The sequence below is a fragment of the Paraburkholderia elongata genome (assembly GCF_013177735.1).
Classification (GTDB): domain Bacteria; phylum Pseudomonadota; class Gammaproteobacteria; order Burkholderiales; family Burkholderiaceae; genus Paraburkholderia; species Paraburkholderia elongata.
In genome coordinates this window covers 106506-120391 of sequence record NZ_WOEZ01000185.1, presented here as the reverse complement: position 1 = coordinate 120391, position 13886 = coordinate 106506, and the positions used below count along the sequence as shown (strand labels likewise).

General features: G+C 57.6%; 29 protein-coding genes. 28 read left to right on the top strand and 1 reads right to left on the bottom strand.

Going from position 1 to position 13886, the window contains the following annotated elements; genetic code table 11:
- Positions 1–34 precede the first annotated feature (34 nt).
- The 28 genes from GNZ13_RS32055 to GNZ13_RS31920 all read left to right on the top strand — a co-directional run bounded on the left by GNZ13_RS32055 (position 35) and on the right by GNZ13_RS31920 (position 12738).
- The gene (locus GNZ13_RS32055; protein WP_172172062.1) at positions 35–226 is read left to right on the top strand and encodes a hypothetical protein; all 192 of its coding nucleotides are present in this window, start codon (positions 35–37) and stop codon (positions 224–226) included.
- Positions 227–370: 144 nt separating this feature from the next.
- Positions 371–763, top strand: coding sequence for a hypothetical protein (locus GNZ13_RS32050; RefSeq protein ID WP_172172060.1), 393 nt, complete (start codon positions 371–373; stop codon positions 761–763).
- A gap of 182 nt (positions 764–945) precedes the next feature.
- On the top strand, positions 946–1365 hold the full coding sequence (locus tag GNZ13_RS32045) for a hypothetical protein (RefSeq protein ID WP_172172058.1): 420 nt from the start codon (positions 946–948) through the stop codon (positions 1363–1365).
- A 760-nt stretch (positions 1366–2125) separates the two neighbouring features.
- Positions 2126–2266, top strand: coding sequence for a hypothetical protein (locus tag GNZ13_RS32040; protein WP_172172056.1), 141 nt, complete (start codon positions 2126–2128; stop codon positions 2264–2266).
- Between the two features lie 37 nt (positions 2267–2303).
- The gene (locus GNZ13_RS32035; protein ID WP_172172054.1) at positions 2304–2483 is read left to right on the top strand and encodes a hypothetical protein; all 180 of its coding nucleotides are present in this window, start codon (positions 2304–2306) and stop codon (positions 2481–2483) included.
- On the top strand, positions 2480–2689 hold the full coding sequence (locus GNZ13_RS32030; RefSeq protein WP_172172052.1) for a hypothetical protein: 210 nt from the start codon (positions 2480–2482) through the stop codon (positions 2687–2689). The genes GNZ13_RS32035 and GNZ13_RS32030 overlap by 4 nt, the downstream gene beginning before the upstream one ends.
- Before the next feature lie 7 nt (positions 2690–2696).
- On the top strand, positions 2697–3017 hold the full coding sequence (locus tag GNZ13_RS32025; RefSeq protein ID WP_172172050.1) for a hypothetical protein: 321 nt from the start codon (positions 2697–2699) through the stop codon (positions 3015–3017).
- The gene (locus GNZ13_RS32020) at positions 3014–3157 is read left to right on the top strand and encodes a hypothetical protein (protein WP_172172048.1); all 144 of its coding nucleotides are present in this window, start codon (positions 3014–3016) and stop codon (positions 3155–3157) included. The genes GNZ13_RS32025 and GNZ13_RS32020 overlap by 4 nt, the downstream gene beginning before the upstream one ends.
- Positions 3157–3531: a hypothetical protein gene (locus GNZ13_RS32015; protein WP_172172046.1), complete on the top strand. Its 375-nt coding sequence runs from the start codon at positions 3157–3159 to the stop codon at positions 3529–3531. The genes GNZ13_RS32020 and GNZ13_RS32015 overlap by 1 nt, the downstream gene beginning before the upstream one ends.
- Before the next feature lies 1 nt (position 3532).
- Positions 3533–3673 carry a hypothetical protein gene (locus GNZ13_RS32010; protein WP_172172044.1) on the top strand — a complete coding sequence of 47 codons (141 nt, stop codon included), beginning with the start codon at positions 3533–3535 and terminating at the stop codon, positions 3671–3673.
- Between the two features lie 108 nt (positions 3674–3781).
- The gene (locus GNZ13_RS32005; protein ID WP_172172043.1) at positions 3782–4045 is read left to right on the top strand and encodes a hypothetical protein; all 264 of its coding nucleotides are present in this window, start codon (positions 3782–3784) and stop codon (positions 4043–4045) included.
- Positions 4046–4230: 185 nt separating this feature from the next.
- Entirely contained in the window at positions 4231–4464 is a 234-nt protein-coding gene (locus tag GNZ13_RS51700; RefSeq protein ID WP_216675105.1) for a hypothetical protein, read from the top strand.
- Positions 4465–4472: 8 nt separating this feature from the next.
- Positions 4473–4679 (top strand): hypothetical protein, encoded by a 207-nt coding sequence (locus GNZ13_RS31995; RefSeq protein ID WP_172172039.1) that lies wholly within the window; start codon positions 4473–4475, stop codon positions 4677–4679.
- Between the two features lies 1 nt (position 4680).
- Positions 4681–4956: a hypothetical protein gene (locus GNZ13_RS31990; protein ID WP_172172037.1), complete on the top strand. Its 276-nt coding sequence runs from the start codon at positions 4681–4683 to the stop codon at positions 4954–4956.
- Positions 4953–5129, top strand: coding sequence for a hypothetical protein (locus GNZ13_RS31985; RefSeq protein ID WP_172172035.1), 177 nt, complete (start codon positions 4953–4955; stop codon positions 5127–5129). Before GNZ13_RS31990 ends, GNZ13_RS31985 begins: the two co-directional genes overlap by 4 nt.
- Positions 5126–5287, top strand: a complete 162-nt coding sequence (locus tag GNZ13_RS31980; protein WP_172172033.1) for a hypothetical protein — start codon at positions 5126–5128, stop codon at positions 5285–5287. The genes GNZ13_RS31985 and GNZ13_RS31980 overlap by 4 nt, the downstream gene beginning before the upstream one ends.
- A complete protein-coding gene (locus GNZ13_RS31975; protein ID WP_172172031.1) occupies positions 5284–5478 on the top strand; it encodes a hypothetical protein in 195 nt (64 codons plus the stop codon). The genes GNZ13_RS31980 and GNZ13_RS31975 overlap by 4 nt, the downstream gene beginning before the upstream one ends.
- Complete coding sequence (locus GNZ13_RS31970) at positions 5475–6872, top strand: coiled-coil domain-containing protein (RefSeq protein ID WP_172172029.1); 1398 nt, start codon at positions 5475–5477, stop codon at positions 6870–6872. Before GNZ13_RS31975 ends, GNZ13_RS31970 begins: the two co-directional genes overlap by 4 nt.
- A gap of 126 nt (positions 6873–6998) precedes the next feature.
- Complete coding sequence (locus GNZ13_RS31965; protein ID WP_172172027.1) at positions 6999–7931, top strand: ATP-binding protein; 933 nt, start codon at positions 6999–7001, stop codon at positions 7929–7931.
- Complete coding sequence (locus GNZ13_RS31960; RefSeq protein ID WP_172172025.1) at positions 7885–8634, top strand: 3'-5' exonuclease family protein; 750 nt, start codon at positions 7885–7887, stop codon at positions 8632–8634. Before GNZ13_RS31965 ends, GNZ13_RS31960 begins: the two co-directional genes overlap by 47 nt.
- Before the next feature lie 107 nt (positions 8635–8741).
- Positions 8742–9578, top strand: coding sequence for a prohibitin family protein (locus GNZ13_RS31955; protein ID WP_172172023.1), 837 nt, complete (start codon positions 8742–8744; stop codon positions 9576–9578).
- A 295-nt stretch (positions 9579–9873) separates the two neighbouring features.
- Positions 9874–10164 carry a hypothetical protein gene (locus tag GNZ13_RS31950; protein ID WP_172172021.1) on the top strand — a complete coding sequence of 97 codons (291 nt, stop codon included), beginning with the start codon at positions 9874–9876 and terminating at the stop codon, positions 10162–10164.
- Positions 10161–10388, top strand: a complete 228-nt coding sequence (locus GNZ13_RS31945) for a hypothetical protein (RefSeq protein ID WP_172172019.1) — start codon at positions 10161–10163, stop codon at positions 10386–10388. The genes GNZ13_RS31950 and GNZ13_RS31945 overlap by 4 nt, the downstream gene beginning before the upstream one ends.
- The gene (locus GNZ13_RS31940) at positions 10388–10624 is read left to right on the top strand and encodes a hypothetical protein (RefSeq protein ID WP_172172017.1); all 237 of its coding nucleotides are present in this window, start codon (positions 10388–10390) and stop codon (positions 10622–10624) included. The genes GNZ13_RS31945 and GNZ13_RS31940 overlap by 1 nt, the downstream gene beginning before the upstream one ends.
- Positions 10625–10662: 38 nt before the next feature.
- On the top strand, positions 10663–11049 hold the full coding sequence (locus GNZ13_RS31935; RefSeq protein WP_216675104.1) for a hypothetical protein: 387 nt from the start codon (positions 10663–10665) through the stop codon (positions 11047–11049).
- Entirely contained in the window at positions 11046–11219 is a 174-nt protein-coding gene (locus GNZ13_RS31930; protein WP_172172013.1) for a hypothetical protein, read from the top strand. The genes GNZ13_RS31935 and GNZ13_RS31930 overlap by 4 nt, the downstream gene beginning before the upstream one ends.
- Complete coding sequence (locus GNZ13_RS31925; RefSeq protein ID WP_172172011.1) at positions 11216–12412, top strand: RtcB family protein; 1197 nt, start codon at positions 11216–11218, stop codon at positions 12410–12412. Before GNZ13_RS31930 ends, GNZ13_RS31925 begins: the two co-directional genes overlap by 4 nt.
- Positions 12413–12471: 59 nt before the next feature.
- Entirely contained in the window at positions 12472–12738 is a 267-nt protein-coding gene (locus GNZ13_RS31920) for a pyocin activator PrtN family protein (protein WP_172172009.1), read from the top strand.
- On the opposite strand, the gene GNZ13_RS31915 is transcribed toward GNZ13_RS31920, so the two are convergent.
- A complete protein-coding gene (locus tag GNZ13_RS31915) occupies positions 12717–13808 on the bottom strand; it encodes a site-specific integrase (protein ID WP_172172007.1) in 1092 nt (363 codons plus the stop codon). The genes GNZ13_RS31920 and GNZ13_RS31915 overlap by 22 nt on opposite strands.
- Positions 13809–13886 lie beyond the last annotated feature (78 nt).

Below are 13886 nucleotides of genomic sequence, written 5' to 3'. Positions count from 1 at the left end.
AGTTCAATGCTTGTCCATAATTCGAGGGGTTCTCATGGGCGAGGAAAATAACGCTAGCGCACTGATCGTGCCGTTAGAAGTTGTTCGCGAAGCAAGACGTAAAATCATCCCCGCAAAACAGAACGTTGTTCCCGTGGAGTCCGAGCAATGCCGGCAATGCCGGATGAAGGTGCGACGGCTCGCGGAGTTCATCTATCTTGCTGCGGAGGTGGCCGACGAGTTCTAAAAATCCACAACCGCTCCCGCTTCGGCGGGATTTTTTTCGTCTTTTAGGTTTAGGTTACTTGACGAAAAATGTTTAGCGACATACACTGGAATTACTGAGTCGCAGCACCGAACACGCACCACCCACCGAACCTAGGAGACGGACATGAACGCAGACCGCCGAGTTTGGAAAGTGACCTTCAGCGATGGCGCGTGGGTAAAGATGGTTGGCCACGCCGACATCTTCGTAGCCTGGGAGCAAGCGCATTTTGAATTCGGCGAGTTCGCTGGCATGGAATCGTTGCCGGAAACGGATGCTGCCGTGGCCGCATGGAATGCCAAAGTCGCCAAAACCGAGCACGTCAAGGCTGCAGTTCTGAAGCATACCGGCCGCAAGCTGCCCGACACAGTCGTGTGGATTTCGCAGTACGCGTTTCGCCTCTACGCATCCGATGCAGAAGGCATCTGCGTTTTCTCGGAACGCGTTGTCACCGGAGAGGACGAGTTATATCGGCTCGGCGTTGACATGTACGGCATGGCATTGGTCGCGGATGCCTAAAGATCAACCCCTAACCAAGGAACCGAAATGTCCTCACTCGCTCGAGCCTTATTGTGCGCCATCGGCCTCCTCGACTGCGAAGACGTTGGCGCTCTTGTGAGGGAGATGGCTGGGGAGTTGATTGGGGCGCATTGCTAAACGCAGTACCGATTTGCATCACAAACAATATTAAGGAGCTAATGATGGGCACGCGGTCTTTGACGTTCGTAACAACTTCTGACGGCGAAAAGCTCGTCAACATGTATCGCCAGTTCGACGGCTACCCGTCCGGCCACGGTGCCGCGCTGTTCGAGTTCATGAAGGACATGAAGATCATCAACGGCATTTCGGGCGAGAAGGCCGGCGAAGCAGCTAACGGCGCGGGTTGCCTCTCTGCGCAGATGATCGCCCACTTCAAGGATGGTATCGGCGGCATTTACATCTATCCGGTCGAAGCGGCGGATGTTGGTCAGGACTACACGTATCACGTGATCGTCACCAATAAGGCATTCGGCAGCGACGCGGAGCCGGGTATCGCCGTCAAGGTGGACTCTTATAGCGGAACGCTGTTTGAGGGCAATGTGAAGGACTTTGGCGAGTTCTGCGCGAAAGAAGAAGCATAAAGGTCGAAACCAACGCCGCAGAGTATCGCGGCTACGGGCTGTAACTGTTCTGATGGGATGGGAATGCGCAGGCTGATGCGCACCGAGATGAATCCGGCTGCTGTGCATGTATGGAGTTGCAGACCGAGCGGACATAGATGGTAGATACGGATAGTAGACGCGTACAAGGGCTGGTTTAGTGCCATCCAGCAAGCCAGAGATCAGCACTGGCCCCATACCACCAGAGCAGTAGAAGTGCCGCAGTAGAGGAACACAGGCGCATGGCGTCGCCTGGTAGGGCAAGAGGTTCTTTATCACTGTTATAGCGCACGACACGTAAGGCCAGAACACCGGAGATATCTGTCGAGCCGTTGTCGTCATGGTCGACGCGAGAAAGCAGAACAACGCAACCATTCCCCGCAAGGGGCGCGAACCAAGGAGGGGCCGCCGATCGCGTAGTAATCGGGGCAACCGCAACAGTCGCCGGAACAGGATTCGGGTGATCGTTGCGGGGTAACACGGACCTGAGCCGGAGCCAGCCAAGTTGGGTGTAGCCGGACGGGTCCGAAGAGGCAGTTTTCACGAAAGCGTGTTGTGTTCCCCGCATAGTAAATCGGCGTAAGGCCTGCTGGCCCGGTGGATATTAGCCCCGGTTCTTACGGCAGGAAACACCAGTAGATAGCTCCCTGCATAGCACAGCGCGCCTCCGTAAACACTGCACCAAAGATTACCCGGAGCGCTGCTTTATGTGGCGCGATTAGTACTCCTTCAGGAGACCATCATGTTCTACAGCGATTACGGCTTCCGGGCCTATGCCCCGAAGATCAGCAATTACATCCTGCGTTTTGCCAATCACTACGACCAGTACGTCAACTCGATTCTGGTCCGCAGTGTCGATTACAGCCAGGTTTGTTTGCAGTGAGGGAGCGATGCCATACGTCCACGTAGACGTTGACCTGATGGATTTCGAGACGTGCGAGCTTGAGCAGGAAATCGTTCGTCGCGGATTGAAGCCGGTCGGCGCTGACGAAACCACCATTCCTCGCATCTTTGACGCTCTGTATGTCGGTAATGAATCGCTTGCACTGGAAATCATGCGTGAGTTTGTGCAGGCGGCTACTGGGAGGGTTTTGCCGTGACTGATGACCAATTCCGCAATCGCCAGATGACGGTGCGTGTTCTGGACCTGTGCGATGAGTGCAAGACATTGCGCGAGGGTGTCGAAGCGCGTTCCTGTAAATCCTATTGGCCCAGCTGGTCACTGTCGCTTGCCAGCTGCGAACCTTGCTGGGAATCGGCAAAGCGCACTGCGGCGGCCGAGGCTGAAGGGTTGATTATTTGCTGAGGATGAAATGAACACACAGAACATCGTGAAATTGGCCGAGGCGCTTGACAAGGCGCGTTCCGATCTAGACATGCTGGAATATGAAGCGTCGCTGCTGAACCTGAGCGGCCATCAGCAGACGGTCCACGTTCGGATCGGCGAGAAGGGGCGTTCTTTCGGCCTCGCAGAAATCGACCATGGACGCAACTACGCTGCCATCGCGATTCGCGGAACTGAAATGGTGATGCTGGGCGTCAAGAAACTATACGCAGCCCGCGTGGATTCCATGAGACAGCACATCGCTTCGATTGAGGCGAGGCTGCGCGAACACGCGAAGGGCCAGCCATGATCTCAACCATTTTCACGATCTACGGCCTGTTCGCCCTGGCGATGGCGGTCGTTGTCTGGCCGATGCTTAAGGCTGCCGCCCTCACGGATCGCAGGGATGAAATCGAGCAACGCGGGATTAAACGATTGAGGGAGCAATGATGGCTGAAGTTACTGGACCGATAAGCACGCTACCTGGCGCGCACCATGCCGTGCCAGATGGCGTGATGTGCGATGACCATTCCGACCGCCCAGCAATGCACCGCGTGCAGGGTGAAACCGACTCGTTCGGCTGCGAGTTGATCGACATGTGCGACGAGTGCCACGCCGCCTATAAGCGCGAAATGGCCGAGACGGCCGCCGAGCGCGCGACCGGTGTCTGTGACTGGTGCGGACGGCAGGCGACCGACTTGCGCCCGCGCCGCGACTACGAGGAAGGCTCGTATGGCCGGCTGTATGACGTGTGCGGCGCATGCATCCGGCGACAGAACGAGGAGGCCGAAGAGGAACTTGAGCGCTCCGGCTGGTACGACTGACATGGACGATGACGAAGACCTCGACGAGCCCGCAAATGGTGGCTTCTGTCCGAAGTGCGGCGGATCTGGTCGCGATGACTTCAGCGATGGCCTGATGGAGTGTGACCATTGCCAGGGCGAAGGCCACGAGTGGTGGCAGTGATTTAGAGCGGACCCGGCGCTTAAACCGGGGCCTTCAACGGATGGCACTGCGCCTTAACCGGAGCCCGTGAGTGCCTGGCTAGCCTTGCGACGACTACACCGATAGCCTGTGTCGCAGCGTCATCCGCTGAAGGCGAGAAACCTTCAAAAACATTACGGAGTGCAAATCATGGGACAGCACGCAAACCAGCGAGCTTGGCTCGAATTCGAGCGCCTGGACCGCAAGAGGCAGGAAGAATCGTTTGATCCGGTCGAGCCGCTAACGGAATACGAGCGCGCAGCCGAATGGGAAGACTTCGAGGCATTCCGCGACGATAAATGCCTGCGCGAAGTCGACACACTTTTCGATCGTATTTTTGGGGTGTTGCGATGAGCGCTATCGGCCATGAAGAAGGCGAGGTGTGCGGGCGAGAAGGCTGCGATGGTCGAATCGAGTTCACAAAGCCTGACAACTGCTCTTGCCACATTTCTCCGCCATGCAGCGCATGCATAAGCACGTATCTCCATTGCCCGGAGTGCGACTGGGAAGCGAGAGAGGAAATCATTAACGACTATGTGGTGACGACGAACACGAAGTCGTTTGTGTATGAAGCATGGCGTCCGCGCCCGCTTGATCCTACCAAGCTCGATTGGCACAGCAAGCCGCACTCTAACGCTTCGATGATTAAGGAAGGCGTCTACCCGCCTGACATGACGCGCGCAGAGGTCGAGGAAAAAGTACGCGGCACCTTTGGCGGCCGGTTCGATTACTTCGGCGGCGGCAAGTTCAAGTACATCGCTTACACCGACTGAGACTGATCATGACAAGACCCTATTTCCTACGTCGCCTCTCTGGCCGCGTAGTCCGAAACGTCGCCGGCATCAATCGCGAGCCAATCCGTCACCCTGATATCACCGATGACCTAGCTATCGGCGTATTGATTTTCCTGTCGGGTGCGGGATTGGCGACGCTGGTGATGGTTGGGTTCTTTGGTGATCGGCTATTCGACGTTTTATGTGGAGGGTGACATGTTCGATACAGACGAGCATCTAAGCATTATGGCGCGAGCGCACAAGATCATGAACGCGACTCGCAACATCGAAGACGTCGCGATGGTATTGCGCGAAGTCAACATGGATCGCCTCGCCGGTCGTCTTGAATGGGTCGCCGAGTTTATCAATGAAATGGCGGGGCCGATCCCGAAGATGGTCAGTGATGACCTGAGCGCAAACATTGCCCACAGCCAGCATATGGTGGGCGGGATGCTGATGCTTGCGCTCAAACAATGCGAGGAGCCGAAATGATCGACGCATTCGAAGCACAACGCAAAGCCGCACTCAAACAGATGGCTGAGTACGTAGACAGCATTGAAGAACGCCGCGAGCGGGCCATTGAAGCGCTGGGTGACAAGTATTTGTTGGCGCCAGCTAACCGGGTTCAGCGGCGTGCGGTGCCGTATGGGGAGAGGGCGAAGTGATTCGCAAATTCGACAATTTCTATCGACGGCACCCGCGTGTCTCGCTCGCCGGAATGATCCTCGCAGCCTTTGTCACGCTCTGCATGGCCGACAAGGCGGATCGGGATAACACGGCGGCGCTGCGGCTTCAACTGCTTTCGGTTAGGGGAGCGACGTGAGCCAACAAATCTATGACGACGCCCTGCACATGATGGAGATTCAGGGCGGCAGTTTCGTTAGAGCGCTCGCGGATTGCTATTACGCAGCGGACGCCGTCAACAAGGTAAAGCTGCGCGAGACATTCGCGGGCTATTTCGAAAACTACGAGGCGCGGTTTGCTGCGCTTCCACCTGAACGGAGGGCGGCATGACCGAATCCACAGAACTGACCGTGCCGGAGCGCGCTGCAGTCGCGCTAGGCACCGCCGAGCACGAAAAAGCCTTGATCGAGTTGTCGACCAAGTACGCCGACATCACGAAGATCGTCAACCCGGCAGGCCGTGAGCAGGCGCACGCCGCGTACATGACGCTCAAAAACGCCCGCATTGCCATCGAGAAGGCTGGCAAGGATGCTCGGGACGATGCGACCAAGTTCTCGAAGGCCGTGATTCAGGAGGTTGACCGGCTGACAGCGATTACGGCTGACGAAGAACGTCGCTTGCAGAACCTGCGCGATACGTTTGATGCGGAGCGCGAGGCTGAGCGGCTGGAGAAGTTGGCGGTCGAGAAAGCCCGGGTTGATGCAATCCGCGCCGTGATCGACGGGATGCGCAACATGCCCGCTTCGATGGTGGGTCAGTCTTCCGCTGAAATCGGCGCGGCTGCGGATCATTTGTCAGAAACGGTGATTTCGCTGGAGGACTATCAGGAGTTTGCCGGCGAAGGTCAGGTTGAGCGCGACCACGCCGTCAAGAAGTTGCGGGAGATGCAGGAAGCAATGCGCCTGCATGAATTTCAACAGGCAGCCTTGGAGGCTGAACGGGAGACGTTGGCCCGCGAACGCGCCGAAGCGGCTGAACGTGATCGGGTGGCAGCACTTGAGCGCCAACGTATCGCCGACGAAGAGCGGATTGCCCGAGCCAAGGCGCAAGCGGCGATGCTGGCAGAGCAGGAAGCGCACGAACGCCGGATGGCTGCGGAACGCGAAGCTGCCAACGCAGCGTGGCTGGCCCAACATGAGGCAGAACAGGCGAGTTTGCGTGCCCAGCAGGAAGCCGCCGACAAGATGGCTGCTGCCATGTCCGAGATTCAGGGCATCCAGCAGCAGGTAATCATCGCCCAGTCAGGCCGCTTGGGCGTGCGCAAGGGTGGAACCATCGAATGCATCCGCGAGACGCTGGCTGAGACTGAGGCGTGGGAGATCGATGCGGAGCGGTTCGGTATTCTGGCCAGTTCAGCGGAAAGTGCCAAGACGACTGCGGTTGCGGAGATTCGCCGACTGTTGGTCGATGCCGAGCGGAAAGAGGCCGAGGACGTCGAAGCCCGTCGCCAGCGCGAGGAAGCCGAACGCGCCGCAGCAATCGAAGCCCAGCGCGTCGCCGAAGCGGAAGCAGCAGAGGCCGCACGTCTACAAGCGGAGAAAGACGCAGCAGAGCGCGAACAGATCCGCCGAGTCCGCGTGCAGTTCGAGAAGAACGGCCCGGGTGACGAGGCAATCGTCACAAGGCTGGCGGATATCTTCGATGTGAAGCCGCTTGTCGTTGTCGGCTGGCTCGAAAAATTCAATGCGGCGGCGTTTAAGGCGCCCGAGGAGAAGGCAGCGTGACTGACGACGATGGTCCCGGATGGGAAATGCAGGAAGCCCTAGAGGCTATGGAGTGGTACGAGACACATCAACCAATGTTTGGGACGCAGCAAGGGATAGCCAGTGCGCCCAGCAAGGAGAATCAAAATGGCATTCACGAAAGCGGTACGCAAAAAATCGAAACTTCGCCTCGGCATAACCGGCCCGAGCGGATCTGGCAAGACCCTTGGAGCACTGCTGATAGCCAAAGGATTGGGCGGAAAGATCGCGGTGATTGACACCGAAAAGGGTTCGGCGTCGCTGTACGCGGACAACCGCAAGTATGACGTCGAGTTCGACTCGCAAGACCTTGATCCGCCGTACGCGCCGGAGAACTTCATCAAGGCGATGCGTGAAGCCGAGCAAGGTGGGTATGACGTTCTGATTATCGATTCCACCACGCATGAATGGTCCGGTGTCGGCGGGTGTCTGGAGTTGGTCGACGAGATCGCCAAGGCCCGATACAAGGGAAATTCATGGTCCGCATGGAGCGATATCACGCCTCGCCATCGGGCATTCATCGACGCTATCCAGCGATCTCCCATGCACGTGATTATCACGATGCGCAGTAAGACCGAAACGGCGCAGACAGAAGGGCAGAACGGCAAGAAACAGGTCGTGAAGCTCGGCATGAAGGCAGAGCAGCGCGACGGCTTCGAGTACGAAATGACGGTTGTTCTCGATGTGGTGCATGACACGCACTTTGTGCAAACGTCGAAGGATCGCACTGGTCTGTTCATGGACCGCGATCCGTTCAAGATCAGCGAAGCAACCGGCGTGATGCTGCGCGAGTGGCTGGAGAGCGGAGCCGAACCCGCCCCAGAAGGAGTGACCGCTCAGGAGTTGGCCGACTGGCAGGCCGCGATTGAAAGTGCCGCCGACATGGAATCACTGGTCGCCGAATATAAGGCCGCCGTGAAGTTGGCACGCGAGCGCAAAGACAAGCTATCCGAGGACGCCTTTGTTGCGGCTAAAGACAAGCGCAAGAAGCAACTTGAGCAGCCGCAACCCGAATTCGAAGACGAAGATATTCCCTACTGAGGAAACCATGGAAATTTATCTTGATATTGAAACCTGCCCGAGCCAGTTGTCTGGCGTCCGTGAACAGATCGCAAAGGGCGTTAGTTGCCCCGGCAACATCACCAAGGCGGAATCCATCGCCACGTGGGAGGCCGAGAAGAAGCCTGCTGCGGTCGAAGAGGCGTGGCGCAAGACGAGCTTTGACGGCGCACTTGGTCACGTTGCCGTCATCGGGCTCGCATTCAACGGCGAGGAGCCCTTGATGATCTGGTCGCCTGAGTGGGTCGACCGAGAAGCCGACATGCTGCGCGAGGCATTTGACGCGATCCATGAACGATGCTCGGTCAATCTTGGCGACCGTCCGCTGTTCATCGGTCACAACATCGTGGAGTTCGACTTTCGTTTCCTGTTTCAACGCGCGGTCATGTTGGGCGTGAAGCCTACGCCATTCATCCCGTTCTCTGCCAAGCCATGGGACGACGCCAAGGTATTTGACACGATGGCGCGTTGGGGCGGCGTTAAAAACCCGGTCAAACTCGACAAGTTGGTCGGAGCGATGGGATTGCAGCAGAAGGGCTCGGAGATCGGCGAGGAAATTGACGGCTCCCTTGTGTGGGATTTCGTGAAGGCCGGACGTATCGCTGAGGTGGCGAAATACTGCGGTGGCGATATTGAGCGCACGCGCGGTGTGTACAGGCGCATGACGTTCGCTGAAGCCGCCTAACCCCTTCCCGGCTCCCGCCCATCCGAATAGATGAAGCCTTTGGCGTTGATCTCTAGGCTGGGTGGTGTGGGAGCCTCTAATTTTTTCAACCACAGAAGGAAAATAGTATGGTTACCGCAACCAGAGAAGTCCCGCAAGGAAGTATCAAGATCATCGTCGGTGCAGTCGGCGCCGTTATATTGCTGATCGCGCTTTTCATCCTTTGGCCGTTCGCTTCCGTGCCAGCGGGCAATGTGGGCGTGATGACAACGTTCGGTGCTCCAACTGCATCGGTCTATGACCCCGGCATTCACTTCCGCATGCCGATCTCGCAGTCGATGCACAACGTCTACATCGGCGTGTACAAGGCCGAATCCGACGTCGCGGGATCATCCAAAGACCTTCAGCAAGTGGACATGAAGGTGTCGGTGAACTTCAACATTCTCCCCACCGCGGCAGTCGGCATCTATTCCAACCTCGGCGGCGATCCGTGGACGCAAGTCATGGACCCTGCGGTACACGATATTGTGAAAGCCGTTGCAGCCCGATACGAGGCGACCGACCTGATCCAGAAGCGCGACCAGGTGAGTCAGGAGGTGCGTGAATCATTGCTGACACGCTTCAAGAATATCGGCGTGAACGTGAGCGCAGTGAACATCGTGAACTTCCAGTTCAGCAAACAGTTCAACGATGCGATCGAGGCAAAGATTACCGCCCAGCAGAACGCGTTGCGCGTCGAAAACGAAATCGTGCAGACGAAGTGGGAAGCGCAGAAACGCGTGGTCGAGTCCGAAGCCGCGCTAAGGGTTGCCGAGAACAACGCGAAGGCCAACGAACTGATGGGCAAGTCACTCGAAGCCAACCCGGCGCTGATCGAGAAAATGAAGGTGGAACGATGGGATGGGCATTATCCGACCTACATGATGGGCGGCGCTATGCCGATGATTCAACTCGGTAGCAAGTAACCCCGATCGTGCGGCCCTCCGCGCGGCGTTTATGCCGGCCAGTACGGGCCGGTTCTTTTTTGAGATTAAGCATGAGCGATGACCGCGGCCTGATTCACATCCACAACATGACGCCGCCAATGGCCATTGAGTGCGCCATGTGTCCCGCTATCGGGGACTGGTTGCATTGCGTGCCGTACTACTGCGGCCCGGTTGCGGATGGTTGCAGCGAAGGCGGTTATCGCGCGGTGTGTCCGGCCTGTCACGACCGTTGGGCGCGATGGAATGACTCGCTTAAATATTACGGAGCATGACCATGACCGATGAACAGATCGAAGCGCACATCAAAAGCACCGCGTGGTATCGCGTTTTGTCTGAGGCCGCCAAGGATGATGACGAAGGCGCGAGCGTCTTTCGCATGGCGCGCATGGCAGCGAGTGAAGCGTGGCAAGCATCCCGCCGCGCCGCGCTGGAGGAAAGTCGGGAGGCGGTTCACGCGGAGCGCCTTGTCGATCCGACCGACTCTGCCGATGACATCGCCTACAACGTGGCAGTTCAGGACTGCGAGAACGCTATTCGGGGCCTTGTCAATGGAGATGCAAAGTGAGTGATCTGATTGAACTTATCCGCGATGCTAATCGCGAAATCACTCCCGCCGATCGTCATGCGATTCTGGATTTCACCGAAGCGAAGGATGCCCGCATCACCCTGCTAGAGCAAACCCTCCGCGAAATCGCCAACGCCGATACGGCGGAATGGGACGACCCGGGCGAGTTTGAGGGGTGGGCGAAGGGGCGGGCTAGGGGTGCTTTGGGTGATAGGGAGGGTTAATGCGCCAGACCGACGCAGAAGTCCTGAGCGAAGTCGAGCAGCACCTTCAGCAGGCCGAAGCCCAACTGTCTATCGCCATTGCAAAGTTCGGCCCGCGCTGCGGAGGGTATCGCTTCATGGTCGGCTCGTGGGGTGATTATCAGAAGGCTGTCGGAACGTTGCTACGAATGCGTCATTTCATGAAGTTGGTCGAGCGGGCCAGGCAGCGCAGTGAGCGATATAAGGATGAGAAATGAGCAGAAGCGGATATAGCGACGATTACGAAGGCGTGGAGTTGTGGCGCGGCGCGGTCAAGTCAGCCATTAGAGGCAAGCGCGGGCAGGCATTTTTCCGGGACCTCGCCGCGGCACTCGATGCGATGCCGGAAAAGCGCCTAATTGCTGACGAACTGCAGACCGCCGAAGGTGAGTTCTGCACGATCGGCGTCCTGGGGCATGCGCGCGGCGTGGATATGGCGAAGCTTGACCCGGAAGACCGTGACGCCGTTGGGGCGGCTTTCAACATAGCGCCCGCTCTTGCGGCAGAAATCGTGTTCGAGAATGACGAGAACGACTATCACTGGAATGCCGCCCTTGGTCATATCGAATATGACACTCCGGAGCAGCGCTGGGTGCGCATGCGCCAGTGGGTCGAGGCGAATTTGATCAAGGAACCAAAATGACCCACGACCAAGCCAAACAAATTCTCCGCGACTGCGGCGGCAACATCCAGATGCTCGACGGCGTACCTGATTGGCGCGCTGACCTAGTGGTGATGGATGGAGTTTTCTCGGTGGATGAACTTAGGGCGGTGCTGTGGTTTGCGGAACAAACAACTGAGGAGCAACGATGAAGAAGGTCATCAACGAAGAGGGCGCGCGGCCGATCAAGATTTGGACGGATGATATCGAACCGGAGGCATTGCAACAGGCAAAGAATCTTGCGCGCCTGCCGTTCATTGCGGCGAACGGAGTCGCACTGATGCCGGATGTGCATTCAGGCCGAGGCTCAACTATCGGGTCCGTGATCGCCACCGACAAGGCTGTAATTCCGGCAACGGTTGGGGTCGACCTGGGATGTGGCATGGTCGCAGTGCGACTGTCTCTGAAGGCAAGCGATCTGCCTGACGACCTGAAGGCGATCCGCAGCCAGATAGAGCGAGACATACCGCTGGGCGCCGGTGGAGCGCATCAACGCGACCAGGATATGCCTGATGTTGACCCGTCATTCCTGATGCGCCTCAAGATGATCGGCGAGAAGCATCCGGGGATCGGCAAGAGCCTGACGACAAAGGCATGGAAGCAACTGGGTTCGCTTGGCTCAGGCAATCACTTCATCGAAGTATGTCTCGATGCTGATCAAAACGTGTGGGTGATGCTCCACAGCGGTTCACGCGGCATCGGAAACATGATCGGCTCGTACTTCATCGAACGCGCCAAGAAGGCTATGAAGGGCTGGTTTATCAACCTGCCCGACGTCGATCTGGCCTACCTGCCTGAAGACACCGAGGACTTCAACGACTACATGGCAGCCGTCGAGTGGGCGCAAGAGTACGCCCTGGAGAATCGCCGGGTCATGATGGAGCGCACCATTGCTGCATTACGCCGACACATTTCCATAGATTTCACGGTGACTCAGGAGGCGATCCAGTGTCATCACAACTATGTCGCCCGGGAGAATCACTTCGGGCGGAATCTGTGGATCACGCGGAAGGGGGCCATTCGGGCGCGTGAGGGCGATCTGGGGATTATCCCCGGCTCAATGGGGCAACGCAGTTATATCGTGCGAGGGAAGGGCGAACTTCAATCCTACTGCTCATGCTCGCATGGTGCCGGGCGACGGATGAGCCGAACTGCAGCTCGCAAGCGCTTCACGGTGGCCGACCTTCAGGCGCAAACGGATGGCGTCGAGTGTCTTAAGGATGATTCGGTGCTTGATGAGATTCCTGGTGCGTACAAGAACATTGATGAAGTCATGGCAAACCAGACCGATCTCGTTGAAGTGGTTGCCGTCCTAAAACAGGTTTTGTGTGTGAAGGGCGCATGATCGACGCAGCACAACGAATCTTGGCCGTCACTCGACGGGAATGGCTTGGGAGGTAGGGAATGAATACCGTGTTTCTTTTGATGGCGCAGTTTGGCGCTCGAGCTGTGATCCCAATCGAAGAGGTGCGTCGGGAGTACTTCGCACATCTCGAACTGGACAAGCTGCTACGCAAGATCGCAACCGGCGAAATCGCGTTGCCGCTGGTCCGGAGCGAGAAAAGCCAGAAGGCGGCCAAGGGCGTCTATGTGCAGGACCTGGCCGACTACATCGACGCGGCCCGGGCGGCAGCGAAGAAGGAATGCGATCAACTGGCGGGCGTGGTCTGAGGTGCTATGCGGTCCAACCATTCCCAGCCAGCCCATTTGTCGCCAACCTCTCGGACGTGCGTGTACCGCTTCAGGGTGTTCCAGCTACGGTGTCCAGAAACGGACGCAACGCGCTGAACAGTCCAGCCCATCTCCGACAGACGGCTCGCGCCCTCGTGCCGCAGATCGTTGAGCGTCAAGTCTTCAATGCCGAGCGCGAGCGTCGCACTGGCGAATGCATCGCTGGTCGACTTGGGCACGTGCGGGAATATGCGCGGTTGCCCGGTCACTTTCGGCTGGGCCAGAATCACCCGCAAGGCTTCGGGTGTCAGATAACACCACGTATCATTTCCCGCCTTTTCTTCAGGATGTTTAAGGTCGCGCACCATGACCCGGCATCCGTCGATGTCAAGGTCATTCCATGTGATATTGCATATCTCGATGGAGCGGCGCAGCGAGAAAATCGTCATTAAACAGATCGACGTCATTGGCAGCGTATCGCCGCGCGTGCTTTTCGACTTGCTGAAATAATCCATCAGCCGGTTCATTTCATCGACGGTGGGGCGTCTATCGCGTTTATTTGAGCGGGCAATCGTGCCGAGGCGCTTCATTACCACCCGGGCGTCATTAACTGCCTGTTCGTCAATCGGGAATCCCCATGCTGGCCTGGCGATTTTAAGGATGGATGCCAGATGCGAAAAGTAATTGTCTGCGGTGGACGGGGAAACACCGAGGCCGCCAACGAATCCGACGAGCGCCGCACTGTCAATCTGCGAACAGCGCTTCATGGCGAAATCGTGTGCCTCAATCATTTTCAGCACATTGATTTTCGACTTGCTCATAGCCCGCTTGGTCTCTTTCCGCGCCCGGTCGATCACGTCTTTCAGTGGCGGGTCTTCGGCCAGCGCCTTTTTCAGCCCTGCCGGATCGGCTAGTTCGGTTTCCAGTTTCTTCACCCAGGCGACGGCAGCCTGCCTGCGGGCAAAGGTCTTGGTTTCCTGGTGCAGCACCTTGCCATCCTTGCGGATCCGCACCTGGGCCTTGTAGGATGTGCTACCGTCCTTGTTCGTTCGTGGCGTGATTGCGCCCATTGTGTCCGCTCCGTGGTGCCATGACGTTGGCGGCACCGATTTTGGCACCGTGGCACCACGAAAACAAGAGCAAACTAG